The sequence below is a fragment of the Pseudomonas frederiksbergensis genome, from assembly GCF_003732665.1.
GTDB lineage: Bacteria > Pseudomonadota > Gammaproteobacteria > Pseudomonadales > Pseudomonadaceae > Aquipseudomonas > Aquipseudomonas frederiksbergensis_G.
The window spans coordinates 91975-118600 of the sequence record NZ_MOBP01000009.1; the positions used below are offsets into that span (position 1 = coordinate 91975).

Annotated in this window: 19 protein-coding genes; 9 read left to right on the top strand and 10 right to left on the bottom strand. The window is 59.8% G+C overall.

Going from position 1 to position 26626, the window contains the following annotated elements; translation table 11 throughout:
* The first annotated feature begins 57 nt into the window (after positions 1 to 57).
* The 4 genes from ubiG to BK665_RS15265 all read left to right on the top strand — a co-directional run bounded on the left by ubiG (position 58) and on the right by BK665_RS15265 (position 3625).
* Positions 58 to 756: a bifunctional 2-polyprenyl-6-hydroxyphenol methylase/3-demethylubiquinol 3-O-methyltransferase UbiG gene (gene ubiG / locus BK665_RS15250; protein ID WP_123406836.1), complete on the top strand. Its 699-nt coding sequence runs from the start codon at positions 58 to 60 to the stop codon at positions 754 to 756.
* Positions 757 to 760: 4 nt separating this feature from the next.
* Positions 761 to 1432: an N-acetylmuramic acid 6-phosphate phosphatase MupP gene (mupP, locus tag BK665_RS15255; protein WP_123406838.1), complete on the top strand. Its 672-nt coding sequence runs from the start codon at positions 761 to 763 to the stop codon at positions 1430 to 1432.
* Between the two features lie 152 nt (positions 1433 to 1584).
* On the top strand, positions 1585 to 2325 hold the full coding sequence (locus tag BK665_RS15260; protein WP_123406840.1) for a YciK family oxidoreductase: 741 nt from the start codon (positions 1585 to 1587) through the stop codon (positions 2323 to 2325).
* Positions 2326 to 2698: 373 nt separating this feature from the next.
* Complete coding sequence (locus tag BK665_RS15265; RefSeq protein ID WP_123406842.1) at positions 2699 to 3625, top strand: GGDEF domain-containing protein; 927 nt, start codon at positions 2699 to 2701, stop codon at positions 3623 to 3625.
* A 137-nt stretch (positions 3626 to 3762) separates the two neighbouring features.
* Here the strand turns inward: BK665_RS15265 and BK665_RS15270 are convergent, their stop codons facing one another.
* Together BK665_RS15270 and BK665_RS15275 are read right to left on the bottom strand one after the other, a co-directional pair.
* Positions 3763 to 4524, bottom strand: a complete 762-nt coding sequence (locus tag BK665_RS15270; RefSeq protein ID WP_375538933.1) for an iron-containing redox enzyme family protein — start codon at positions 4522 to 4524, stop codon at positions 3763 to 3765.
* A gap of 79 nt (positions 4525 to 4603) precedes the next feature.
* Positions 4604 to 7063, bottom strand: a complete 2460-nt coding sequence (locus BK665_RS15275; protein ID WP_123406846.1) for an EAL domain-containing protein — start codon at positions 7061 to 7063, stop codon at positions 4604 to 4606.
* A gap of 289 nt (positions 7064 to 7352) precedes the next feature.
* On the opposite strand from BK665_RS15275, the gene BK665_RS15280 reads away from it, so the two are divergent.
* Positions 7353 to 12002: a deaminase domain-containing protein gene (locus tag BK665_RS15280; RefSeq protein WP_259699607.1), complete on the top strand. Its 4650-nt coding sequence runs from the start codon at positions 7353 to 7355 to the stop codon at positions 12000 to 12002.
* Between the two features lies 1 nt (position 12003).
* On the opposite strand, the gene BK665_RS15285 is transcribed toward BK665_RS15280, so the two are convergent.
* The 5 genes from BK665_RS15285 to BK665_RS15305 form a co-directional block, all read right to left on the bottom strand.
* Positions 12004 to 13821, bottom strand: a complete 1818-nt coding sequence (locus BK665_RS15285) for an ABC transporter ATP-binding protein (protein WP_123406848.1) — start codon at positions 13819 to 13821, stop codon at positions 12004 to 12006.
* Entirely contained in the window at positions 13814 to 14416 is a 603-nt protein-coding gene (locus BK665_RS15290) for a DsbA family protein (RefSeq protein ID WP_185076532.1), read from the bottom strand. The genes BK665_RS15285 and BK665_RS15290 overlap by 8 nt, the downstream gene beginning before the upstream one ends.
* A 40-nt stretch (positions 14417 to 14456) precedes the next feature.
* Positions 14457 to 15398, bottom strand: coding sequence for an oxygen-dependent tRNA uridine(34) hydroxylase TrhO (gene trhO, locus BK665_RS15295; protein ID WP_123406852.1), 942 nt, complete (start codon positions 15396 to 15398; stop codon positions 14457 to 14459).
* A gap of 184 nt (positions 15399 to 15582) precedes the next feature.
* On the bottom strand, positions 15583 to 15882 hold the full coding sequence (locus BK665_RS15300) for a BolA family protein (protein WP_123406854.1): 300 nt from the start codon (positions 15880 to 15882) through the stop codon (positions 15583 to 15585).
* A gap of 12 nt (positions 15883 to 15894) precedes the next feature.
* Complete coding sequence (locus BK665_RS15305) at positions 15895 to 16428, bottom strand: DUF2059 domain-containing protein (RefSeq protein ID WP_123406856.1); 534 nt, start codon at positions 16426 to 16428, stop codon at positions 15895 to 15897.
* A gap of 192 nt (positions 16429 to 16620) precedes the next feature.
* On the opposite strand from BK665_RS15305, the gene BK665_RS15310 reads away from it, so the two are divergent.
* Positions 16621 to 18015, top strand: coding sequence for a class II fumarate hydratase (locus BK665_RS15310; protein ID WP_123406858.1), 1395 nt, complete (start codon positions 16621 to 16623; stop codon positions 18013 to 18015).
* A gap of 104 nt (positions 18016 to 18119) precedes the next feature.
* On the opposite strand, the gene BK665_RS15315 is transcribed toward BK665_RS15310, so the two are convergent.
* Positions 18120 to 19079 (bottom strand): DMT family transporter, encoded by a 960-nt coding sequence (locus BK665_RS15315; RefSeq protein WP_123406860.1) that lies wholly within the window; start codon positions 19077 to 19079, stop codon positions 18120 to 18122.
* A 210-nt stretch (positions 19080 to 19289) separates the two neighbouring features.
* Between BK665_RS15315 and BK665_RS15320 the strand changes: the two genes are divergently transcribed.
* A complete protein-coding gene (locus BK665_RS15320) occupies positions 19290 to 19484 on the top strand; it encodes a DUF6316 family protein (RefSeq protein ID WP_123406862.1) in 195 nt (64 codons plus the stop codon).
* A 112-nt stretch (positions 19485 to 19596) separates the two neighbouring features.
* Here the strand turns inward: BK665_RS15320 and BK665_RS15325 are convergent, their stop codons facing one another.
* Entirely contained in the window at positions 19597 to 20781 is a 1185-nt protein-coding gene (locus BK665_RS15325; RefSeq protein ID WP_123406864.1) for a thiolase family protein, read from the bottom strand.
* A 102-nt stretch (positions 20782 to 20883) separates the two neighbouring features.
* Positions 20884 to 22398, bottom strand: coding sequence for a polyphosphate:AMP phosphotransferase (gene pap / locus BK665_RS15330; RefSeq protein WP_123406866.1), 1515 nt, complete (start codon positions 22396 to 22398; stop codon positions 20884 to 20886).
* A gap of 256 nt (positions 22399 to 22654) precedes the next feature.
* Between pap and mnmC the strand changes: the two genes are divergently transcribed.
* Both mnmC and BK665_RS15340 read left to right on the top strand, forming a co-directional pair.
* The gene (gene mnmC / locus BK665_RS15335; protein WP_123406868.1) at positions 22655 to 24634 is read left to right on the top strand and encodes a bifunctional tRNA (5-methylaminomethyl-2-thiouridine)(34)-methyltransferase MnmC2/FAD-dependent 5-carboxymethylaminomethyl-2-thiouridine(34) oxidoreductase MnmC1; all 1980 of its coding nucleotides are present in this window, start codon (positions 22655 to 22657) and stop codon (positions 24632 to 24634) included.
* Positions 24635 to 24850: 216 nt separating this feature from the next.
* The gene (locus tag BK665_RS15340) at positions 24851 to 26623 is read left to right on the top strand and encodes an N-acetylglutaminylglutamine amidotransferase (protein ID WP_123406870.1); all 1773 of its coding nucleotides are present in this window, start codon (positions 24851 to 24853) and stop codon (positions 26621 to 26623) included.
* Positions 26624 to 26626 lie beyond the last annotated feature (3 nt).

The following is a 26626-nucleotide window of genomic DNA, read 5'->3' on the forward strand; positions in this document are numbered from 1 at the left end:
CACCTCGGGCGCAAACCCGGGGCAACAGGATTTTTCAAGTTTTAGAGGACTTAAACCATGAGCAACGTCGACTACGCCGAAATCGCCAAATTCGAAGCCCTGGCCCATCGCTGGTGGGACCGCGAAAGCGAGTTCAAACCCCTGCACGACATCAATCCGCTGCGGGTCAACTGGATTGACGAACGGGTCAACCTGGCCGGCAAGAAAGTCCTCGACGTCGGTTGCGGCGGCGGCATCCTCAGCGAAGCCATGGCCCAGCGCGGCGCTACGGTCATGGGTATCGACATGGGCGAAGCACCACTGGCGGTCGCGCAATTGCATCAACTGGAATCCGGCGTGACGGTCGAGTACCGGCAGATCACCGCCGAAGCCCTGGCCGAAGAGATGCCCGAGCAGTTCGACGTGGTCACCTGCCTGGAAATGCTCGAACACGTACCAGACCCGTCCTCGGTGATCCGCGCCTGCTTCCAAATGGTCAAACCCGGCGGCCAGGTGTTCTTCTCCACGATCAACCGCAACCCGAAGGCGTACCTGTTCGCAATCATCGGCGCCGAATACATCATGAAGCTGCTGCCGCGTGGCACTCACGACTTCAAGAAATTCATCCGCCCGTCCGAGCTGGGGGCCTGGAGCCGCATGGCCGGCCTGACCGTCAAGGACATCATCGGCCTGACGTACAACCCGCTGACCAAGCACTACAAACTGGCGGCCGACGTGGACGTCAACTACATGATCCAGACCCTGCGCGAGGAGTAAGCCGATGCGAATCAGAGCAGTCCTTTTCGACATGGACGGCACCCTGCTCGACACCGCGCCGGACTTCATTGCCATCTGCCAGGCGATGCGTGCAGAGCGCGGTTTGCCGCCGATTAACGACAAGCACATTCGCGACGAGATCTCCGGCGGCGCCAAGGCGATGGTCGCGGTGACCTTCTCCATGGACCCGGAATCCCCGGGGTTCGAGGAATTGCGCCTGGAGTTCCTGGAGCGTTACCTCAAGGATTGTGCGGTACACAGCAAACTCTTCGACGGCATGGGCGAACTGCTGGCCGACATTGAAAAAGCCCACCTGATCTGGGGCGTGGTCACCAACAAGCCGCTGCGTTTTGCCGAACCGATCATGCAGCAGTTGGGATTGGCCGAGCGCTCGGCGCTGCTGATCTGTCCGGACCATGTGAAGAACAGCAAACCGGACCCGGAGCCGTTGATCCTGGCGTGCAAGATGCTCGACCTCGATCCGGCCAGCGTGCTGTTTGTCGGCGATGACCTGCGGGATATCGAGTCGGGCCGCGATGCCGGCACCAAGACCGCCGCCGTGACCTATGGCTATATCCATCCGGACGACAACCCGCGGCATTGGGGGGCGGATGTGGTGGTGGATCATCCGCTGGAGTTGCGCAAGGTGCTCGATAGCGCGCTGTGTAGCTGCTAAGAATCGATTTTCCAATCCCGGGCTCGGGTTGTCGGCGCTGACGCCTTCGCGAGCAAGCCCGCTCCCACATGGATTTCGCTTTACCTGTGGGAGCGGGCTTGCTCGCGAATGGCCACGCCGCGGTCTGCACTCTGATTTGTAGAGGTTTTTTTATGTTTGATTATTCCGCCCGCCCTGAATTGCTCAAGGACCGGGTCATCCTGGTCACTGGCGCGGGCCGTGGTATCGGCGCCGCTGCCGCGAAAACCTACGCCGCCCACGGCGCTACCGTGCTGTTGCTGGGCAAGACCGAAGCCAACCTGACGCAGGTCTACGACGAAATCGAAGCGGCCGGTCACCCGCAACCGGCGGTGATCCCGTTCAACCTGGAAACTGCCCTGCCCCATCAATACGATGAGCTGGCGGCGATGATCGAGAGCGAGTTCGGCCATCTCGATGGTCTGCTGCACAACGCCTCGATCATCGGCCCGCGCACGCCGATCGAGCAGTTGTCCGGCGAAAACTTCATGCGCGTCATGCACGTCAACGTCAACGCCATGTTCATGCTCACCAGCACGTTGCTGCCGCTGCTCAAGCTGTCCCAGGACGCCTCGGTGGTGTTCACTTCCAGCAGCGTCGGGCGCAAGGGTCGGGCGTATTGGGGCGCTTATGGCGTCTCCAAGTTTGCCACCGAAGGGCTGATGCAAACCTTGGCCGATGAAGTCGACACCGTGGCCCCGGTGCGCTCCAACAGCATCAACCCCGGCGCCACCCGCACCAGCATGCGCGCCCAGGCCTATCCGGGTGAAAACCCGCTGAACAACCCGACGCCCGAAGAGATCATGCCGGTTTACCTGTACCTGATGGGCCCGGACAGCACGGGCATCAATGGCCAGGCGTTCAACGCCCAGTAACGCCGCACGTCGCTTTTGTGCCGCGGCATTTATTTGCCGCGGCACGCCATATCCGCTGCAACTTGCGCCCTTTCCAGTCAAACAAATGCCGCTGCCTCCAACGGCATTTTCTCAGAACCGCTCTAATCCAATGATTTTGAACGGCTTTTATCCGAATGAACCGAATGGCACGACTTTCGCTCTAATTTTGTTCAGACAGCAGTGTGAAAGCAGTTGGCGGCGGCGCCTGAGTCGGGAGGTTCCTTATCTTCGACAAAGCGGACTAAACTCGTACCAAATGTCCTACGGGACTGATGGACCAGTATGACGCGCAGCCCAAAGCCGCTCTCACCCAGCCTGTAAGACAGCCTTACTGCTTAGGGGCTCACGCCATATGAAATCACCTTCCCAGACCAACGCAATTGACTTCGATAGCGCCAAATTGCAACGCCTGGGCTTTGGTCAGCAGCCTCCTCTCCTGGAGCGGCCGGTCAGCCTCGCGCAATTGCGCCAGCAACTGGGCCTGCAACTGCAAACCAGTCTTGAGCCGCAACGCATTCTCGGGCTCTTTTTCCGTGAAATTCAGCGCCTCGTGCCACTGGACGCCTTGAGCTACCAGCACAAGACCAGTGACTTGCGCCTGGAATTCGGTCAACGCGGTCATCATTCGGTCAGCTACAGCCTGAGCCATGAAGGTGAACATCTCGGTGAGCTGGTGTTCCGCCGCAATCAGCGTTTCAACGAGCAGGAACAGGGCAACCTGGAGTCGCTGCTGTCGGCGCTGCTGTATCCGATGCGCAACGCCCTGCTCTACCGCGCCGCGACCCAAAGCGCCCTGCGCGATCCGTTGACCGGCACCGGCAACCGCGTCGCCATGGACCAGACCCTGGAACGGGAAATCGAAATGTCGCGCCGGCATTTGCAGCCGTTGTCGTTGCTGATGCTGGATATCGATCATTTCAAACGGGTCAATGACAGTCACGGGCACAGCGCTGGCGATGAAGTGCTGAAGAACGTCGCCGCCTCGATCAAGGGTCAGTTGCGTAACGTGGACATGGTGTTTCGGTTTGGTGGCGAGGAGTTTTTGATTCTGCTGTCCAACACCTCCCGGGAAGCGGCGGCCATGGTCGGCGAACGCCTGCGTTCTGCGGCGCAGGCCCAGGAATATATTGCCGATGGTCAATCGATCGAATTGACGGTCAGCCTGGGTTGCTCGACGTTGCTGCCGGGCGAGTCGGCCGAGAGTCTGCTGCGTCGGGCTGACAGCGCGTTGTATGTAGCCAAGCGCGAGGGGCGTAATCGGTTGGCGATGGCGGGCTAATTTTTCAAGGGCAACACAAAACAGTGTGGGAGCGGGCTTGCTCGCGAATGCGATCTGTCAGTCGACTTAATTAGTGACTGTCAGTCCGTCTTCGCGAGCAAGCCCGCTCCCACATTTGGTTTTGAGTTGCAGTTGGATCAGCTTTCAGCCAATGCCATCCGTTCGCGAGCTACCGGCACCCGTTCCGCGTGTTCCTGCTGCATGCAGCGCTCCAGGAACAGGAACATGTAGTCGTAGCTCTTGCACACCGCCTGGCGCAATTCCACTTGCAGGGCTTTGCTCGGGTTGTTGCCGGCCAGGGTGCAGATGATTTCCAGCGCTTCCCACGGGTGAGCGTCGTCGTACTGGGCGTGCATCTTCAGCCATTTCATGGCCCGCTTGCGTTCTTCCTCGGGGAAAGCCGCCGCGTAAACACCTGTGGAACAGACCAGCGCCGACCACTCCCCGGTCGCGCCTTCAATGGCGTAGTTGGTCGCAGCGATAGCCACAATCAGCGAATCCGCCGAACTGGTGTGCCAGCACCAATGACTCAAGGCATGCAGTTCCGGCGCCACTTGCTGGGCTTGCAGATCTTCCAGGCTGACACCGTGAGCCCGGCTCCAGTGCACCCAGTAATCGGCGTGGTTAAGTTCGACACGAATGTTACGCATCAGCCAGCGCCGCGCCATGTCTTCGCCGGGGTGGCGGGCAAAGCGGGTCTTGGTGAGATTCTGTGCCATATATAACGCGAACTGCTCGACCACCGGCCAGCCACCTATCAGGTACTGGCGCATGGTTTTTGCGCTGAGTTTGTTATCTCGCATGCGCTGATACAGTTCGTGTTCGACAACCCGGCGTTTACTCTCGCTGCAATCCTGGATCAACTGTTGTGCCCAGGCGGGATAACTTGCAGCTTCCATGAGTGGTCCGGTTCGGTTGAATGTGTCGATCACTGTTCGGCTCCTTTTGATTTGTGATTGTACGGATCAGCAAGAGATTTCAACGGAACGTGCCAGGCGCCTTGAATAACAGAGGCTGCGGTCTGGCGGGACGACTTTGCAAGCTGTCACAGGTAAACAATTGCGGGCGTTCTATGACATACCCTTGAGCGTAATCCACACCGATTTCGAGCAATGCCTGCTCGATCTGGGGTGTCTCCACAAACTCGGCAATGGTGCGCTTACCCATGACATGACCGATGTGGTTAATCACCTCGACCATAGCGCGGTTAATCGGGTCGTCCAGCATGTCCTTTACGAAACTCCCGTCGATCTTCAAGAAGTCTACAGGTAAATGTTTCAAGTAAGCGAACGAGGACATTCCGGCGCAAAAGTCATCAAGTGAAAAGTGGCAACCTAAACCCTTGAGTTCATTAATAAATCTGATTGCACTTCCCAAATTGGAAATAGCGCTGGTTTCTGTAATTTCAAAACAAATCATTTCAGGAGGAATAGCGTAAGTAACAAACTGTTCACGCAGGAAGTCCAGGAACGCCTCATCTCCGATAGTAATGCCTGAAAGATTAATCGCACACATGGCCAACGGACCTTTGCGCTGTTCAGCAATACATTGGGCAATGATCTTGAATACATTCTCCACGACCCAGCGATCCAGCGACGTCATCAGGCCATAACGCTCGGCGGCCGGAATGAAACTGTCGGGCAAGATCATGCGCCCGGCCTCGTCATGCAGACGCAACAGTATTTCGATGTGCCCACCACCGTGCTCGACATGCCCCAAAGGCGCGATTTCCTGGGCATACAGGCAGAAGCGGTTCTCCTCCAGCGCCATGTGCAAGCGTTGCACCCAAGCCATTTCACCGAAGCGCAGGGAAAGTTCCGAGTCGTCGGCATGGTAGACCTGCACCCGGTTGCGGCCCTTTTCCTTGGCCATGTAACAGGCCATATCGGCGGCGCGCAGCGAGGATTCGAGGGTGGTCGGGGTTTGCGCGACGTGCACCAGGCCGATGCTCACGGTGGTCAGGAACGGCCGGCCCTTCCATACAAAGTGCAGGTTTTGCACGGTCTGGCGCAGCACCTCGGCAATTTTTTCCGCATGTTCCGGCGCACAGTTCTCCAACAGGATGCCGAACTCGTCGCCGCCCAGCCTGGCCAGGGTGTCGCCCTCACGCAGACCGGATTGCAGCAATGCGCAAATATGCCGCAGCAGCTCATCCCCCGCCGCGTGGCCGCAGGTGTCGTTGACCAGTTTGAACTGGTCCAGATCGAGGAACATCAAGGCGTGGCGCCCGGGCTGGCGCGTCAGGTTATGCAGCGCTTGCTCCAGGCGATATTCGAATTCGCGGCGGTTGGCCAATCCGGTCAAGGCATCGTGGGTGGCCTGCCAGGACAGGTTGGCGATGTATTGCCGTTCCTGGGTCATGTCATGCAGCACCAGCACCGTGCCGCTGACCTTGCCGGCATTGCGGATTGGCGCGCCGACCAAGGTTACCGACACGGTGCTGCCATCCAGGCGCTGGATCAATTTGGAATGCTCGCTGCCGCCGCTGAGCTTACCGCTGAGGATGTGTTCGATCAGGGTAAAACCGTCGGCCTGGGCATTCTCGTCCAACAGATTGAACAGCGCCGCCAGCGGCAGTCCCGTGGCCTGCTCGGCCTTCCAATGGGTCATGGCTTCGGCGGCCGGGTTCATGTAGGCAATCGCCCCTTCGACATCCGTGGTGATCACCCCGTCGCCAATCGACTGCAGGGTGATCTGTGCTCGGTCTTTCTCCAGTTGCAGGGCTTCGGCGAAGGCATGCCGCTGTTTAAGCAGTTTGTGGGTGCGCAGCAACGCCAGCACGATCAGCCCCAGCGCCGTGGCCAGGTTGGTCACCAGCAACAGCCGCAGAATCACCCGCGAGCCCTCGCCCAACGCATCGCTAAACGCCTTGGCCGCCGGGGTTACGCCGTCGTTGATCGCAAAAATCTGGTCTTTCCAGCGCTTGATGTCGGTAGCGGTAGCCTGATTGTCGACGATTTGCTGGTGCATCTCCCGGGCAACGTCATCCAGGCGCACCAGATAAGAATCGCCCACGGTCCACAGATCAATGGCTTTTTCCAGATAACTGAAATGCCGGAAGTTCAAGTACAGCCAGATAACGCTGGAAACGTCGTCCGGATGGTTACCCCCCTTGAGAATCCCCACCCGTGCCGCTTCAAGATCCGGAGGCTGTTTATCCAGTGCCACCCGCAGCTCATGCCCGCCCTGAGGCACGGCAATGGCGTTCTGGTATTTGAGGAAAATCGCCTCGTCGCGGCTGTCGGCGTAGAGGTTGAGGTAATAGATGGCGTCTTTCTGGCCCTTGGACCACAGGCTTTCCCCGGCCACATAGCCGCGAACCGCCGACAGCACGTACAGGCTGACGCCACCGAGCAACGCTTGAAACAGCACGACGGCGATAAACGGCCAGACGATGCCCAACAATCGTGGCGTTCCGAGAGTCCGTTTTGGCTTCATGAGGTCCCTTGCATAGGTACTGCCCGATCATCATCCAGATCCGACCGCTCCCGCAAGACTAGGAGGCGTTCCCCGTCCTCGCAAGGGCGCGTTCGTTGCGGCGCGGGCAAGTTTGCACCAATCGCCGTTTTTCGACGCCATTCAGACAAAAGCAGAGGAATCCCAAGGGAAACTTCCGCGCAACAACTATGTACCGCACGACACGGCGATTGATCGCTTGTAATCGAGCCCGGATGCAGTCGCCCGCAGCGACGCGCAGCTTAATCGACTATCAAGAGATCAATACTTCATGCAAACGATGACGCCGAGTGGCCTGTACCCTCCCACTAATCCTTCCCCAGCCGAAATGCACACAGGGCAGTTGCAAGACTACGAACTGATGTTGTCCGCCATGCGCGAGCCGCAGGCAACCGTCAATCTGAGCAATTTGATACTGATCGGCCCCTTTTCACCCTTACACCGGGTAAGCGAGGACGGGTTGAATGCGTTATGGGATGTGTTGCGCGATCGAGAGTACATCGATATGTGCTCAAGACTGCACATCAAGCATGGCGAACTGAGTGTGACCGTCGAAGTACAGACCTATGTGTATGAAAGTTATAAGGACACAGGGGAGCGCATCACGCTGGATCTGAAGAAAAACGCAAAATGGCAGGCACTTACCCCGCGTATCGAACGGGCGGCAGCTTTATTGGGCGGGCAGATCAACGCCAATCGCAGGATCACCCTGGGCAGGATGTGCTGGTTTTACGGTCTCCTGCCCTGGCAGCCACGACATCCACAGGAACATCCCGGTGCCATACTGGCCCTGCAAGAAAAAATCGCCAGTCACCAGCTAAAGCTGGAGGACGATTTCGATATCCTGGCGTTGAGACGACGCCCCACCGATACCGACCGTGCCACGTTCCGGGCCCGCCGGCGCGGCGCAACCGATCCCCTGCAAGTGGACACCGAAAAGGTCCATGCGCAAATCATCCGCGCCGAAATCATCAACACCGTCGACCAATTCCTGGCTGATAGAGGCGCATCGTCCCTGTCATTCTTGACCGGTGCCATTCTCGCTGAAGCGCCCCTCAAAGAGCTGCGGGCATGCCCCGCCGTTTACCTGCAAAAAATCCTGCAAAGCGCTGAAGCCGAGAATCTCGGAACGCTCCTGCTGTCGGCACTGGATTGGTACGGCGGAGAAATCGGTGAAGAGACTTCACCGGGCATTCGTACCCGGCTGATCGCCCAGGCGCTGCAAATATGGCTGGAGGGACCCGGCAACGATCCGCAACGAATCGCCGGATACGACTGGCAGGCACGCGAACACTGGGGAAAAAGTTATCCAGCCATCCGGGCCGAGTTTGAAAGCCACCTGTTCACCTCAAAACGTGTCTCATCGGCCAAAGAAGCCATCGTGGTCGCGCGACTGTTCCTCTCCAGGTTTCCCACGGAGTTTCGAGTCACCGGCATTCCGGCCGATCTCGCCTACAGAAGTTCATTAGTCTGGGTCAACTTCCTCACTGGCGTGAATGTGATCAAGTGGAGCGATGCCCGATCCCTGGACAGGATGACTTTCCAGCAACTGGTCAACCTGCCGAGCGTACTCTCCAAAGAGACGAAGATAGAAATCCTGAGGTTCATCAGCCTGGCGAGGCTGTCGCCGATTTTGGACTGGGCGCAAACTTACGGCGTCATTGCTCAATTACCCCATGAGCAGTACTCGGAAACCGACGTTGAGCAGGCGCTGACGGCCTTCGAACAATACAGCGACGATCTGACAAAAGCCTCCGTCCAGATCGACAAAAAAGCTCCCGAGCGCCTGGCCATCGGTAAAAGAGAAATGGAAAGGCTTTTCGGCAAAAAAGGCTTTAACGCCGATGGCAGGCAACTGGCGCAGAAGCTGTATCCGCCGCCTTCCATTTCTCGTGACATTCCCTACCTCAGAGGCAAGGGTTATGACATCTACTCGTTTCTCGACGTATTGGCGGCTGGCAAATTTGATCGGCAAGAGAAATGGTTTATAACGGGCGCCGACGGCAGTACGGTCAGCCAGCAATGGATCCAGATAGACGAACATCGAACGATAAAAACCAACGGTCCGTTGCAGTCTCCCCTCGGCTCATTTGAAGGTGCGCGCATAGTCTGGTCACCGAAGGCCAAGCTGGTGTTACCAGACGTAAAGGCGCTGTTCGACGTCGAGTTCAAGTCCTATTTGACGAACACGACAGACGCCTATGAAACGCTGATCAAAAGCTTGCTGGCATCCCTTCCCTACAAAGACCGCATGGCCCTGGAGTTCGGTGAGGTCAAGATTTACTCCCTGAGAAAGGAAACGAAAGACATCGAGGCCCAACATGAAACGGCGGAAGTAATGTTGCCGCTCAGGGCTCGCAATGGCCTGGTTTTGCAGGCAACCCTCGACAAACAAATCACCCATTACGAACTACTGCCCAGGGCAGGCGTTATGCGCCGCATCGAAAAACTGGACCCGGCGCTGTTCGGTGGTCAACTCGAGACTGAGCGCTGGAGCCTGCGACACAGCTCAAGCGTTCGCGTCAATGTCATGCGCCACAAGGATCTACCATTTGATTGGGAGGCCCATTCAACCGGCAGCGCGCCGCAAGACGCAGCACGTTGCCAAGCCATTCTCGAACAGTTGGGGGACACGCTCGTCGCCGCCGTTTATGCGAAAGATCCTTCAACCCCTGCAGCACAGACACTCTCATCCGAGCGCACGGTGAAGATCAGCCGTGTTATCGCGACTCAACTGCTGTTCATTGACCCAAAGACACTGCGCAACGCCGCCAATGGCATCACGCAATTTGATCGCGACACAGCCTGGTATAACAAAGTCGTCGCGCTGACCAAGGCGTTCGTTCCGTTCTGGGGCAACATCGAAGACCTGGATTCAGGCGACAGGCCCCGCTTGATCAACGGTGCGTTTGGCTTGTTTACCGATGCCATTTCATTTTTGATACCGGTCGGCAAGTTTGCCTCGGGCTCGCTGCGACTGGTCACCCATGCCGGCCGACCGTCACTGCGGGCCGCCCTGCCGTCATTCAAACAGCTGACGATGGAATTGGTGGTATCGACGCTGGGTGCGCTGAACCCGCTGGATGGCCCGCTCGCCCTATTGACCGGACTGAGCGCTACCACGGTGAAGCTGGTCCGGGCCGGTCGATTCAAAGTCTTGGAGCTGATGGGCAGAGCGGGCCGCTACGATTTCGTGAACAGTCGCCCCCAGATCCGTGACGCAGGACATTGGAATCCGTTGGTGAACGGTGATGAATTAGCCCGGGTAAAAGGCATTGACGACGTGCCGGTGCGCAATCTGGCAAACGCTGGCAAGTCGGACTACCGCCTGATCGATCCGCTATCGTCCAGGCTGTTCGGCCCGACTTTGGCGACCAAGGCCGGAGAACTTTCTCCGGGACGCTCTCACTACCGCCTCCTGGAAAAAACCGACAGCCATCTGATCGTTGAGCTCTCGAAAAAAAGCCAGGTCAGGGAGGTGTTCGAGGTCGATGGGCGCACCACCGTGTTTATTGACGATGTGGCGTATCGGCTGGAGAACGATACGCTGCGTCGCGCCGACAGCTTCACGATCGAACAGACCTACAAAAAGTTGCCTTGCCGCGTACGACGCGCCGGAGATCCCGTTACCTGCCAGACACAGTACGTCAACAGCCTCACCCCGGCCCCCACCCCCAAACAGGGAGTATTCGATGAAACCAACAGTTGGGCCCCCTGGTTCGGGGACAGCCACTACACGCCGGCCCCAAACAGAGCACCATTGAGTATCTCCGCACTCGCTGCACATTCAACGCTGAAAGGGACGATGGAGTTTCAGACGGGTATTTATGGGCGAGTCAAAATCAGCGTCCCGGTCCCCGAGGGAGATTTTTTCCATACCTTCAACTCCGGCGCCACGATCGTCGAAGCGAAGGACGGCTCAAGGCATTACGTATTCACACGGTTGGATGCGGGGGACTTTTACGTTGCCGAACGCCTGAAAGGCCAAAGCGTGCAGCAATTGTTGACCTTCAGGAAAGCCACAACCCTCGCAGAAGGGCTTCTGGAAGAATTGCGGGTGGTCTACACCGGCTCTCTCCAAGCCAACAACATGGCGCGCTTCTACGGCATCGAAGCCGTCGAGCGCGCCATGAAAACCATGGAGGACATCGCCATTCCCATCGGCGGTCACACCTATCCGCCCGATACGCTCAAATGGTTGACAGTCGATACCAGCCCCGGTGAGGCGGTATTGTTCGACCATTCGACGCGCATGATCGTCGCCACCCAACCAAAAGGTGCAACGTCCTGGTCACGCAGTACGACTGCCTCGGAGGCCTTTCGTCAGAGAACCGCGGAGATCTTCGATGCACTGTTTATGGAAAAGGTGATCACACAAACGCCCAACAGCGCTTTGAAGATCGATAAGACGATGAGAACGCTTCATAGCATGCTCCCTCGTGGCAAACGATCCAGGAATCCCAGGAACATCGCCTATGCGGAAGTCACGACCGCGTCAGGCACTCGCGAGGTCTACGTCAGTGTTTCGGGGGCTCAAGGGATCACCGGACAGCTTCCGCTATTCAAGCAAAACTTCGGCGCAGATCAGGTCACCGTGGGGGAAACCACTTACTTCAATATCGACATGAACCAGTCGTTTTCCAGCACCTCTCTGGACGTAACCGCCGAGGGCAAGCTGCTCGCCGTGCCGCGCACTATCGATGACATTGGCACTTACCGTCCGGAGCTGACCAGCCGACCGACCTCACTGGACAGCGAAAGCAAGTTGATCAGCGTGATCCGTGCCAAGTACCCGGACAGTGAATCGATCCAGTCGGTCAATGTCGCCACAACCATGGCGCCATGCGATTCCTGCTCGGTGGTGATGAAGCAGTTCGCCTACGACGGCGGGGAAAATGCACTGGAGGTCCTGTGGAAATAACCTACAACTGCTGCAAATGCCCATAAAGCTTGGCGTACAACCCACCATCGGCAATCAGTTGCTGATGGTCGCCATCCTCGGCGATGCGCCCGCCATCGAATACCAGCACGCGATCAGCCTGCTTCACCGCTGACAGCCGATGAGCAATGATCAGCGTGGTGCGTTCGCTGAGGAATCGCGCCAACGCTTCATGCAGGTTGTATTCGGTGGCGGCGTCCAGCGCCGAGGTGGCTTCGTCGAGGATGACCACTTTGGGCTGGGCCAGCACCATCCGGGCGATGGCCAGACGTTGGCGCTGGCCGCCGGACAGGCGCACGCCGGAGCGGCCGACCACGCTGTCCAGGCCTTGGGGCAAGGCGCGCACGGTGCCGTCGAGCTGGGCGATTTCCAGGGCTTGCCAGCAGGCGTCATCGCTGCGAACGCGGCCCATGGTCAGGTTGGCGCGGATGGTGTCGTTGAACAGCGCCGGATGTTGCAGCACCACCGCGACATTTTCCCGTACGGTTTCCAGGCCGATTTCTTCTTGCGTGGCGCCACCGAAACGAATCGTCCCGGCCAGCGGCGTGTACAAGCCCAGCAGCAATTGCACCAGAGTGCTTTTGCCGCCACCGCTGGCGCCGACAATCGCGACTTTTTCACCGGGCGCGATGGACAGGTTCATCTGGTCCAGCACCAGTTCATCGCCGTAGCTGAAACTCAGGCCCTGAACGTCGATCCCTACGGTGTCACGGCCCTGGAACGGATCGACACCGCCCGGGTATTGCGGCTCATCGGCCCGGGCCAGCAATTCATTGATTCGCGACAGTGCGCCACCGGCGGCGTAGTAGGCGTATTGCAGGTTCAGCAGTTGTTCTACCGGGCCGATCATGAACCACAGGTAGCTGAACACCGCGAGCATCTGGCCGATGGACAGGTCGGAAAACAGCACAGTGAGCATCGCCGCCGCACGGAAAATATCGATGCCAAACTGGAACAGCAAGCCGCTGGCGCGGTTCGACGCATCGGTTTTCCACTGGGAGTTGACCGCGTAATCCCGCACTTCCCGGGCACGCTGGCCGAGACGGCCGAGGAAAAAGCCCTGGCGGTTACCGGCGCGCACTTCCTGGATCGAATCCAGGGTTTCGGTCAACGCCTGGGTGAAGCGCGAGGTGCTGTCGTTCTCGAGTTTTTTCAGGTGCTTGACCCGTTTGCCCAACTGCACCGTGGCGTAGATCACCAACGGGTTGAACAGCATGATCAGCAGCGCCAGTTTCCAGTGCATCCACACCAGAATGCTCGCGGTGCCGACCAGGGTCAGCATGGCCACGAGGAAACGGCTGAGGGTTTCGCCGACGAATTTGTCCAGGGTATCGAGGTCGGTGACCAGATGCGTGGTCACCGTGCCGCTGCCCAGGCTTTCGTATTCGCCGAGGGAGATGCGCTTGAGCCGCTCGATCAGCCTCACGCGAATCCGGTAGACGATGTCCTTGGCCAACGCCGCGAATAACTTGGCCTGGACCACGTTGAACAGCAACGCGCCACAGCGCAGGACGAAGGTCACCAGCAGCATCAGGCCGATGTAGCCGGCGGCTTTCTGCCAGACATCGGGCAACGCGTGGTTCATGACTTTCAGCGCGGAGTCGCCGTGGCCCAGTAGCACTTCGTCCACCAGCAATGGCAGCAGCAGCGGGATCGGCACGCTGCACAACGTCGCCAGCACGGCTACGCCGTTGGCGATCCACAGGGATTTTTTGTGATGCAGGGCCAGTCGGCGGATTTCCGCCCAGCTCAGTCGATCGACACGCGGGGTTGCGGGTGCGTCGTCAGGCAGATCATGCACAGGCAGCGCGCTCCAGCCAGCGGCCGAGCAGCGGTGACAGGACACTCAGGGGTTGATAGCCGTTGGTCAGCAGCGCCAGTTGCCCGTCACGCTCGGCCAGCAAGGTCGGGAACCCGGCGATGCCGAGGTCCTGGACCCAAGTGAAATCTGCAGCGGTGGCGGCGTGTTGATCGGCGCGGTCGAATGCGGCGGCGAACTCGATACGCGGCAACCCGGCCTGCTCCGCCAGTTCCACCAGCACGCTGGCGTGGGTGACGTCGCGCCCCTCGGCATAGAACGCGTGCTGGATCAGCCCGAGCAATTTCCAGGCGCAATCCGGCGCCAGGCTGCGCGCCGTCACCAGCGCCCGACAGGCAGGCTCGGTGTCGTAGACAAAGCCGTCGGGCAAGGCACCTTCGCGTTTGAACGGCTGGCCGGTGGCCTCGGTGACTGCCTGCCAATGCTCAAGGATGTAACGCCGGGTGGTCGGCTCCAGGGCCGAGCCACTGCCGGTGCGCAAACCGCCCACCACCAGATGCAACTCCACGCCCGCTGCCTGTGCCTGCTCGACCAGCGCTTCAGCCACCGGCGCGAAGCCCCAGCACCAGGAACACATCGGGTCCATCACATAGAGCAGGCGGCGAGCAGACATGGATTCAAGCCTCGGAAGGGGTTTGCTTGTAGTTGTAACCGATCGGGTGCGGCAAATTGCGCGCCTTGGCCAGTTCGATCTGCTTCTGCCGGTCGATGGCGCTGCGACGGGTTTTCTCGCTCAGCTTATCCCAGCAATGGGGGCAACTGATGCCGGCCACGTAGTGCTCGGATGCGCGGTCTTCGACGCTGATCGGTGTACGACAGGCATGACATTGATCGTAGTCGCCTTCGCTCAAGTCGTGGCGCACGGTCACACGGTTGTCGAATACAAAACAGTCGCCCTGCCACTTGGTTTCTTCCTGCGGCACCTCTTCGAGGTACTTCAGAATCCCGCCCTTGAGGTGATAGACCTCGTCGAAGCCCTGGCTGAGCATGAAGCTCGACGCCTTCTCGCAACGAATGCCGCCGGTGCAGAACATCGCGACTTTCTTGTGCACGGCCGGGTCGAAGTGTTCTTTGATGTAGTCGGGGAATTCGCGAAAACTGGTGGTTTTCGGATCGATGGCGCCTTCGAAGGTGCCGATCGCCACTTCGTAATCGTTGCGGGTGTCGATCAGCAGCACTTCCGGGTCGCTGATCAGCGCGTTCCAGTTCTGCGGATCGACGTAGGTGCCGACGGTTTTGTTCGGGTCCACGCCTTCGACGCCGAGGGTGACGATTTCTTTCTTGAGCTTGACCTTGGTGCGGTAGAACGGCTGGTCGTCGCAGTACGACTCTTTGTGGTCGATGTCGTCCATGCGCGGGTCGTTCTTGAGCCAGGCCATCAGCCCGTCGATGCCTTCGCGGCTACCGGACACGGTGCCGTTGATGCCCTCCTCGGCGATCAACAGGGTGCCTTTGATGCCGTTGTCGACCATCGCTTGCAGCAATGGCTCACGCATCTCGACGTAGTTTTCCAGGGTGACGAACTTATACAGTGCCGCCACGACAATCGGTTGTGTCATGGGTGATTCTCCAGGTGGCTACCCTCGTAAGGGGTGAACCGGATGCGAAAAAAAACGCGCCGGGTGAGCGGCGCGTTGGGCAGTCTAACAAAAATAACGCCCCCTGTAGGAGCAAGGCTTGCCCGCGATAGCGATCTTGAGGACGCCTTCGCGGGCAAGCCTCGCTCCTACAAGGGGCGCCACATCAATGCGAGCTGCCGCCAGCACAGGTCGGTGAGGCCGGAGCCGCATCCATCTGTGCCCATTCTTCAGGCGTGTAGGTATGCAGCGCCAACGCATGAAACTCACCCATCAGCTCGCCGAGCGTGCCGTAGGCCTTCTGGTGGCGCTTGACGCGATTGAGCCCCTCGAACTGCTGGCTGACCACCACGGCCTTGAAGTGGGTCTGCAACCCACGGCTGTGCATGTGGCTTTCATCCAGCACTTGCAGGTGCTCGGGCTGCAACAGCCCCAGCGTCGATTCGATGCGTTGTTGCATGGTCATACCCGACTCCGCTTAAGGCTTTTTCTTGGCCGGGGCAGGAGCAGCAGCGCCAGCTTTAGGGTCCAGCTCGTTGGTCATGTCAGCCAACAGCTTGTTGACCACAGGCACCGCGCTTTCGAGCTTGGCCTGGGTCATCTGGGCCGATTGCTGGGTCAACTGCGGCATTTTTTCCAGGACTTTCTTACCCAGTGGCGACTGGTAGAACGCAACCAGGTCCTTGAGCTCGGATTCGCTGAAGTTGGTGGTGTAGAGCTTAACCATGTCAGGTTTGAGCTTGTTCCAGCCAATGGCTTGGTCCAGAGCGGCGTTGGCCTTGGCCTGGTAGGTTTCCAGCAGGGCTTTTTTCGATTCAGGGGCTTTGGTCTGTTCAAAGCGCTGAGCGAACATTTGCTGCACTTGCATGTACACCGGAGTGCCCAATTTGTCAGCGTGCGCCAGGGTCAGGAAAGCTTCGGCACTGGCGTTGTGGCTGGCGGTATCGGCAAAAACCTGGCCGCTGGCGCAAACCAGTGCAACCGCGGTACAGATGGCACGAAGACGAGTCATCGAGTTTCCTTTTCTAGCAGGCGAGGTAAAACCCCAAGGGCGACCATTCTGCGCCTAAAAAACGTCATGGCTCAACCCCCAACCCTTGCAGGCCTTGATTTGTAAGGCCCAGTGGTCAAAAAACAGACTGATGGAACCACAATGGCCGAACACGGCCTAAACTGCGCAATCAGACATTAAGGAGTGTGACCGATGAGCCGTATCGAAACCGACAGCCTTGGTGAAGTGGACGTCCCGGATGAGGCCTACTGGGGCGCTCAGACCCAACGCTCGCTGATCAACTTCGCCATCGGTCAGGAACGCATGCCCCTGGCGGTGTTGCACGCCCTGGCGCTGATCAAGAAAGCCGCGGCCCGGGTCAATGACCGCAATGGCGACCTGCCGGCGGACATCGCCCGGCTGATCGAACAAGCGGCCGACGAAGTGCTCGACGGCAGCCATGACGACCAGTTCCCGCTGGTGGTCTGGCAGACCGGCAGCGGCACCCAGAGCAACATGAACGTCAACGAAGTGATCGCCGGTCGCGCCAACGAACTGGCCGGCAACGCCCGCGGCGGCAAGTCGCCGGTGCACCCCAACGATCACGTCAACCGCTCCCAGAGTTCCAACGATTGCTTCCCTACCGCCATGCACATCGCCACCGTCCAGGCGGTGCAGCAGAACTTGTTGCCGGCGATCAGCGAGTTGTCCGGCGGCTTGGCCGAGCTGTCGGCGCGTCATATGAAACTGGTCAAGACCGGCCGCACCCACATGATGGACGCGACGCCGATCACCTTCGGCCAGGAACTGTCCGCATTTATCGCGCAACTGGATTACGCCGAACGGGCGATCCGCAGCGCTCTGCCCCAGGTCTGTGAACTGGCCCAGGGCGGCACCGCTGTCGGCACCGGGCTGAACTCGCCCCACGGCTTTGGTGAAGCGATTGCCGCCGAGCTGGCCGCGCTCTCCGGGCTGCCGTTCGTCACCGCGCCGAACAAATTCGCCGCCCTCGCCGGTCATGAGCCGTTGACCACACTGTCAGGCGCGCTGAAAACCCTGGCGGTGACCCTGATGAAAATCGCCAACGACCTGCGTCTGCTGGGTTCCGGGCCACGCGCCGGTTTCGCCGAAGTGAAACTGCCGGCCAACGAACCCGGCAGTTCGATCATGCCCGGCAAGGTCAACCCGACCCAGTGCGAAGCCCTGTCGATGCTCGCCTGTCAGGTGCTGGGCAACGACGTGGCGATCGGCTTTGCCGCGAGCCAGGGTCATTTGCAGTTGAACGTGTTCAAACCGGTGATCATCCACAACCTGCTGCAATCGATTCGTCTGCTGGCCGACGGTTGCAGCAACTTCCAGCAGCATTGCATCGCCGGGCTGGAACCGGATGCCGAGAAAATGGCGGAACACCTGGAACGGGGCTTGATGCTGGTGACCGCGCTGAACCCGCACATTGGCTACGACAAGTCGGCAGAGATTGCCAAGAAGGCTTACGGCGAAGGGCTGACCTTGCGTGAAGCGGCGTTGCAACTGGGTTATCTGAATGACGAGCAGTTTGATGCGTGGGTGCGGCCGGAGAATATGCTGGAAGCAGGCGCCAAGGGCTGAGATTTGTAGCGCCTGTTAGTCCGTCTTCACGAGCAAGCCCGCTCCCACAGGGAAATGCGATTACCTGTGGGAGCGGGCTTGCTCGCGAAGAACGATAACGCGGTTTAACCTGCTGCCATCTTTAAGCGCCGAGCCCTGAGACCGGCCATCAACGAAGGCCCCAACGCCACCAGCGCCGACCCGACCACTACCAACACCGCCCCGCCATAACCCAGGCCATTGATGGTCTCGGCGTGCACATATTCCGGCCAGGCCCACGCCGCTCCGGCCACCGCCACGAAGGTCACCAACGGCGTAATCGCCAGCGTCGCACTGACCCGCGAAGCCTCCCAATGCGCCAGCGCTTCGGCAAAGGCGCCATAGGCGATCAGTGTGTTCATGCAGCACGCCAGCAGCAGCCAGCCTTGCCGAGGGCTCAGGTTCAGCGCTTCCAGCGGATGCACCCACGGCGTCAGCAGCAGCGCGCAGAACAGGTAAATCACCATCATCACCTGCAACGAATTCCACACCGTCAGCAATTGCTTCTGGCCCAGGGCGTAAAAGGTCCAGACCGTGGACGCCGCCAGCACCATCAACACGCCGGCGGTGTAATCGGTGAGGGAGGTGAGCAGTTCCATGAGCCGCTGGTTGAAAAACAGCCCGAAACCGATCAGCAGCACCAGCAGGCCAATGCCCTGCCCGATGCTGAAGCGTTCCTTGAACACAAACAGACTGGCGATCAGCAACATGATCGGCCCCATCTGCACCACCAGTTGCGCGGTGCCGGGGCTGAGCAGGTTCAGGCCCATCAGGTACAACACGTAGTTGCCCACCAGACCGAGCACCGCCATCAGCACCAGCCAGCCGCCCTTGGGACCGAGTACTTTGCGGCTCGGCAGGCGCTTGGTCGCCCCCAGGTAGAGGAACAGGCAACCGCCGGACACCAGCAGGCGAAACCAGGTGACTGTCACCGGGTCCATCACTTGCAGCACCTGTTTGAGTTTGATCGGCAAGATACCCCACAGCACAGCGGTCAGCAGCGCCAGGAACAGTCCATACACCCAGCGACCCGATGAAATATGCATGCCGACCCCAAAGCCCAGTGACGAGAATCGTCATTCTAGGCCCGGCGCCGGTTGGCACACAGGGACAGTTGCGGGCTGGCCGCGAATGAAACTGTGCAGGTCGCAACGCTAAATTGACGCAGTGCCGTCGATCAGGTGGCCGGGCGCTGCAAGTACTTCAGATCTAAGCTCATTGGATCCGCAGACAGGACCATCCCACAGGAGACCGCCATGTACGGCATGCGCGCCCAGGACCACGCCCCCGCCACGCACTTTCGCAGTGACCGGATGTGTCGTGTGAACGGGGAGTTGTATTTCAGCACCCGGGAAAACACCCTCGAAGGGCCGTTTGACAACCCCGAAGTCGCGGCGCGGGAGATCCAGGCCTATATCGAGCGGATGCAGCTTCAGAGCAGGAACCGGTAGACCGCAGGGCCCCATTCGCGGGCAAGCCTCGCTCCTACAGGGGAATGCGATCTCCTGTAGGAGCGAGGCTTGCCCGCGAAAGCAATCTAATCGTCGCCACAAATCTTGCGGTTTAACGCACCGCCTCAAACAACCCCGTAGCCCCCATCCCGCCCCCAACGCACATGGTCACCACGCCATAACGCAGGTTGCGCCGCTGCAATTCCCGCACGAGATGCCCCACCTGCCGCGATCCGGTCATGCCAAACGGATGCCCAATGGAAATCGACCCGCCATTGACGTTGTACTTCGCGTTATCGATTTCCAGCCGATTACGGCTATACAGGCACTGGGACGCGAACGCTTCGTTGAGCTCCCACAAATCGATATCGGCAATCTGCAAACCCTTGGCCTTGAGCAGCTTGGGCACCGAGAACACCGGGCCGATGCCCATTTCATCCGGCGCGCAACCGGCGACGGTGAAACCACGGAAAAACGCCTTGGGCTTGAGTCCCAATTCCAGAGCTTTCTCCAGGCTCATCACCAAGGTCATGGACGCCCCGTCCGACAGTTGCGACGAGTTACCCGCCGTCACCGAACCGTCCTCGGCAAACACCGGTTTCAAACCGGCGAGGCTTTGCAGGGTGGTGTCCGGGCGGTTGCAGTCGTCGCGATCAACAATGCCGTCGAGGATCTGCACCTGGCCGGTGGCCTTGTCTTCGACCCGGTACTTGACCGCCATCGGCACGATTTCATCGTCAAACAACCCGGCGGCCTGAGCCTGGGCCGTGCGGTGCTGACTTTGCAGCGCGTAAAGATCCTGTTCTTCGCGGCTGACGTTGTAGCGGCGGGCGACGATTTCGGCGGTCTGACCCATGGGGAAGTAGATGCCCGGCACCTGCTCTTTCAGCAGCGGGTTGATCAGATTGTCAGTGTTGACGCTTTTCATGGTCAGGCTGATGGACTCGACGCCGCCGGCAACGATGATGTCGCTGCAACCCGAGGCAATCTGGTTGGCGGCAATCGCGATGGCTTGCAGGCCCGAGGAGCAGAAACGGTTGAGGGTCATGCCGGCGGTGCCGATGCCCAGGTGCGACAGCACTGCGACGTTACGCCCGATGTTGTAACCCTGCGCCCCTTCATTGGAGCCGGCGCCGACGATGCAATCCTCGACGCTGGCCGGGTCGATGTCGTTGCGGGTAAGCAGCGCATTGACGCAATGGGCCGCCATGTCGTCCGGGCGGGTCTGATTGAACTTGCCGCGAAAGGATTTGGCCAGGCCGGTCCGTACGCTGTCGACGATCACCACTTCACGCATGGCATACCTCATTGTTGTTGTCGGTTGGGAGTGGACCGAGCATAAGTCCACCCCATTACCGACCGCGACAATCATTCACCTCGCGTATGCGCAGCCATCGTTTCACTTCTTGTGCTTCTTGGCCTTCTTGTCAGCCTTTTCGAACGCCTCTTCCAGCGCCCGGTTAATGGTGCGCAACACTTTCACCCGCGCCCAGCGCTTGTCGTTGGCTTCCACCAGGGTCCAGGGCGAAATCTCGGTGCTGGTGCGATCGACCATGTCGCCGACGGCGGCGCGATACGCGTCCCACTTGTCACGGTTGCGCCAGTCGTCTTCGGTGATCTTGAAGCGTTTGAAGGGGATGTCCTCCCGAGCCTGGAAGCGCTCCAGTTGGGTCTGCTTGTCGATGGCCAGCCAGAACTTGACCACGATGACGTGGGACTCGGAGATTTGCTCTTCGAAATCGTTGATCTCGCTGTAAGCCCGCAGCCAATCCGCCGGCGGGCAGAAACCTTCGATGCGTTCTACCAGCACCCGGCCGTACCAGGAGCGGTCGAACACGGTGAACTTGCCCTTGGCCGGAAGGTGTCGCCAGAAGCGCCACAGGTACGGTTGCGCCCGTTCTTCCTCGGTGGGCGCGGCAATCGGCACGATGCTGTACTGCCGTGGGTCGAGAGCTGCCGCCACCCGTCGAATCGCCCCACCCTTGCCCGCCGCATCATTGCCTTCAAACACCGCCACCAACGCGTGCTGACGCATGCGTTTATCGCGCATCAGGCCGGAGAAGCGCGCCTGCTCAGTAATCAGTTGTTCTTCGTAGTCGTCCTTGTCCAGGCTCTGGGTCAAATCCAGGCTGTCGAGCACGTTCAACTGATCGATATGAATCGGCAGCGGCGCCGCATTGACCTTGTCGGGATGGATCTCGGGCCGTTTCAAGGCACTTTGCAGGCCTTCGAGCAGGATTTTGCCAACGGTCAGGCTGCGGTAGTGCGGGTCGACGCCTTCGATCACATGCCACGGCGCGTAGTCGCGGCTGGTGCGGCGCAATACCCGCTCGCCGTATTTGACGAATTTGTCGTAGGTTTGCGACTGCTGCCAGTCCAGCGGGCTGATGCGCCAACTGTGCAACGGGTCGTCGGCGAGTGCCTTGAGGCGCGCCTTCATTTGCTGCTTGGAGAGGTGGAACCAGAACTTGAAGATCAGCGCGCCTTCGTCACAGAGCATTTTTTCGAAACGCTCGGACTGGTTGATCGCCTGATCCAGCACCGCATTTTTGAAGTCGCCATGGACCCGGCCCTGGAGCATCTGGCTGTACCAGTTGCCGAAGAAAATCCCCATGCGGCCCTTGGCCGGCAGCATTCGCCAATAGCGCCAGGCCGGTGGCCGCGCCAGTTCTTCGTCGGTCTGCTGGTCGAAGGTGCGCACCTCGATCAGTCGCGGGTCCATCCACTCGTTGAGCAACTTGACCGTCTCGCCCTTGCCGGCGCCTTCGATGCCATTGATCAAAATGATCACCGGGAAACGTTGCTGCTGCTGAAGTTCGAACTGCGCTTCGAGCAAGGCTTCACGCAGGATCGGTACTTCGGCGTCGTAGGTTTCTTTGTCGATGGCGTGACCGATTTCGGCAGATTCGAACATGGGCGGCTCCGTTCCAAGATTGAGCAAGACTAGCGGATTGACCTCTCCTGTGGGGGGAGAAGTTCAAGATCAAAAGATCGCAGCCTTCGGCAGCTCCTACAGGGATACGCATTCCATGTAGGAGCTGTCGAGTGCAACGAGGCTGCGATCTTTTGATCTTGATCTTCACCGTCCTGCCGGCCCAAGGACTTGCCATGGATCAAGCACAGGCCTGTCGATCAGCTAGAATGCCCGCCTTGCCGTTGCCGAGCCTGCCATGAACCCTGAATTGCCCAACGCCCAGCTTGACTGGGACGACCAGGGACGCCCGTATTCGCGGGTGTTCGATGATGTGTATTTTTCCGACCTGTCCGGGTTGGACGAAACTCGCTACGTGTTCATCGAACAAAACCGTCTGAAGGAACGTTTTGCCGCGTTGCCCGCCGACGGGCGCCTGGTGATTGGCGAGACCGGTTTTGGCACCGGATTGAATTTCCTCTGCGCCTGGCAACTGTTCGAAGAGCAAGCCGTGGCCGGTGCGCGGCTGCATTTTGTCAGCGTGGAAAAGTACCCGCTGACCGCCCCGGACCTGAAACGGGCGCTGGCGCTGTGGCCGGAACTCAAGCCATTCGCCGATCAATTGTTGGCCCAGTACGTGGCGATCCATCAGGGCTTTCAACGCTTGGTGATGGATAACGGCCGAGTGACCCTGACCTTGCTGATCGGCGATGCGCTGGAGCAGTTGCCGCAACTGGATGCGCAGATCGATGCGTGGTTTCTCGACGGTTTCGCCCCGGCGAAAAACCCCGACATGTGGACCGCCGAGCTGTTCGCCGAACTGGCGCGCCTGGCCGCCCCCGACTCGACCATCAGCACTTTTACCAGCACCGGTTGGGTCCGTCGGTTGCTCAACGCGGCGGGCTTCAAAATGAAGCGCACGCCGGGCATCGGCCACAAATGGGAAATCCTGCGTGGTGCCTTCGTCGGTTGGCCTGCCGAGACGCCGGCACCGATGCCGGCCAAGCCGTGGTTCGCTCGCCCTGCGCCAAATAACGGCGAGCGCCACGCCCTGGTCATCGGCGCAGGCCTGGCGGGTTGCGCCAGTGCGGCCAGTCTCGCGGCGCGGGGTTGGCAGGTGAGTTTGATGGAGCGTCATGCCGATATCGCCCAGGAAGCCTCGGGCAATCCCCAAGGCGTGCTGTACCTCAAGCTGTCGGCCCACGGCACCGCGTTGTCGCAATTGATTGTCAGCGGTTTCGGCCATACCCGGCGGGTGCTTGAACAGTTGCATCGCGGTGTGGACTGGGACGGCTGCGGTGTGTTGCAACTGGCGTTCAATGCCAAGGAAGCCGAGCGTCAGGCGCAATTGGCGGCGGCGTTTCCTGCAGATCTGCTGCACATACTGGATCAAGCGCAAGCCGAGACACGGGCCGGCATTGCGTTGGCCCATGGCGGCTTGTTCTATCCCGAGGGTGGCTGGGTGCATCCGCCGGCGCTGTGCCAGTGGCAGGCTTCGCGGCCCAACGTTCAATTGCTCACCCATCGCGATGTGCTGGAATTGCGCAAGGTCGATGACCAGTGGCAAGCCTGGGACGGCGACACCCTGCTCGCCAGCGCACCGGTGGTGGTGTTGGCCGGTGCCGCCGAGATCAAGCGTTTCGCGCAAAGCGCCGACCTGCCGCTCAAACGCATTCGCGGGCAAATCACCCGACTGGCGCAAACCAACGAGAGCCAAAGCCTGGCCACGGTGGTTTGCGCCGAAGGGTATGTCGCGCCAGCACGCCTGGGGGAACACACCCTGGGCGCCAGTTTCGATTTCACCAGCGACGACCTGACGCCGACCACTGCCGAACACTTGGGCAACCTGCAACTGCTGGAAGAGATCTCCAGCGATCTGGTCACCCGCCTGCACGCCGATCAACTGGACGCCGATCAACTCCAAGGTCGCGCGGCGTTCCGTTGCACCAGCTCCGACTACCTGCCCATCGTCGGGCCGCTCGCCGATGGCCAGGCGTTCAACCAGGCCTACGCCGCCCTGAGCAAGGACGCCCGGCAAGTGCCTGACGTCCAGTGCCCCTGGCTCGACGGTTTGTACGTCAATAGCGGCCACGGTTCCCGGGGGTTGATCACCGCGCCGTTGTCCGGCGAGTTGCTGGCAGCCTGGCTGGAAAACGAACCGCTGCCCCTGCCGCGCAGTGTGGCCGAGGCTTGTCATCCGAACCGCTTTGCCTTGCGCCGGCTGATTCGCGGAGTCTGATCCGCACGGCTTCGAGCCTTCACTTTCAGCCTTCGTATAACGCTCTACCACCGGGCACAACTGACGTTGTGCCTGTCACCCGCAATATCCTCGCCCCGCTACTTATAACCGATCGATCTAAAACTCCCGCCAAGTCACCGGGTCAGTTTCAGAGTACCCGCCGTTTTGGCGCGGAAATGATTGACCCTCCCCAACGGAAAAACCGGTAAGGACTTTATGTGCGGATTAGCTGGCGAGTTACGCTTTGATCATCAACCTGCGGACCTTGCGGCCGTTGAACGAATCACCCATCACCTGGCCCCTCGCGGTCCGGATGCGTGGGGCTTCCACAGCCAGGGGCCGATTGCCCTGGGCCATCGTCGCCTGAAAATCATGGACCTGTCGGACGGCTCGGCGCAGCCGATGATCGACAACCAATTGGGCTTGTCCCTGGCCTTCAACGGCGCGATCTACAACTTCCCGGAACTGCGCGCCGAGCTTGAAGCCCTCGGTTATGCCTTCTATTCCGGCGGCGACACCGAAGTGCTGCTCAAGGGCTATCACGCCTGGGGCGAGGCACTGCTGCCCAAGCTCAATGGCATGTTTGCTTTCGCGATTTGGGAACGTGACGCCCAGCGCCTGTTCATCGCCCGTGACCGTCTCGGCGTGAAGCCGCTGTACCTGTCGCGCACCGGCCAGCGCCTGCGCTTTGCATCGGCGTTGCCGGCGTTGCTCAAGGGCGGCGATATCAGCCCGATGCTCGACCCGGTGGCACTCAACCATTACCTGAATTTCCATGCGGTGGTCCCGGCCCCGCGCACCTTGATCGCCGGCATCGAAAAACTGCCGCCGGCAACCTGGATGCGCATCGAGGCGGATGGCACCACCGAGCAGAAAACCTGGTGGACCCTGCCCTACGGCCCCCATGCCGATGAGCTGAACCTGACCCTGGAAGACTGGCGCGACCGCGTGCTCGACAGCACCCGCGATGCCGTCGCCATCCGTCAACGTGCGGCCGTCGATGTTGGCGTGTTGCTGTCCGGCGGCGTCGATTCGAGCATGCTCGTAGGCCTGTTGCGTGAAGTCGGTGTCGAGAATCTGTCGACCTTCTCCATCGGTTTCCAGGATGCCGGCGGCGAGCGTGGCGACGAATTCCAGTATTCGGACCTGATCGCCAAGCACTACAACACGCAGCACCATCAATTGCGCATCCAGGAAAGCGAGATCATCGAGCAATTGCCCGCGGCGTTCCGCGCCATGAGCGAGCCGATGGTCAGCCATGACTGCATTGCCTTTTATTTGCTGTCTCGTGAAGTGGCCAAGCACTGCAAGGTTGTGCAGAGCGGCCAGGGCGCGGACGAGTTGTTCGCCGGTTATCACTGGTATCCGCAAGTGGACGGCGCCGCCGATCCGTATGCGGCCTATCGCGAGGCGTTTTTCGACCGCAGCTACGAAGACTACGCCGCCACCGTGCAGCCGAAATGGCTGACAGCGAATGACGCCGCCGGCGACTTCGTGAAGGAACATTTCGCACAGCCCGGCGCCGATGCCGCAGTGGACAAAGCCCTGCGTCTGGACAGCACGATCATGCTGGTGGACGACCCGGTCAAACGCGTCGACAACATGACCATGGCCTGGGGCCTGGAAGCACGTACGCCGTTTCTCGACTATCGCCTGGTGGAACTGTCGGCCCGGGTGCCGGGCAAATTCAAATTGCCGGACGGCGGTAAGCAAGTCCTGAAAGAAGCAGCACGATTGGTCATTCCGAGTGAAGTGATCGACCGCAAAAAAGGCTACTTCCCGGTGCCCGGCCTCAAGCATTTGCAGGGCGATACGCTGAACTGGGTGCGCGAACTGCTGCTCGATCCAAGCCAGGATCGCGGCCTGTTCAACCCGGCCATGCTCGACCGCCTGCTGACCGACCCGCAAGGCCAGTTGACCCCGTTGCGCGGCTCCAAGCTGTGGCAATTGGCGGCACTGAACCTGTGGCTCAGTGAACAAGGACTCTGATCG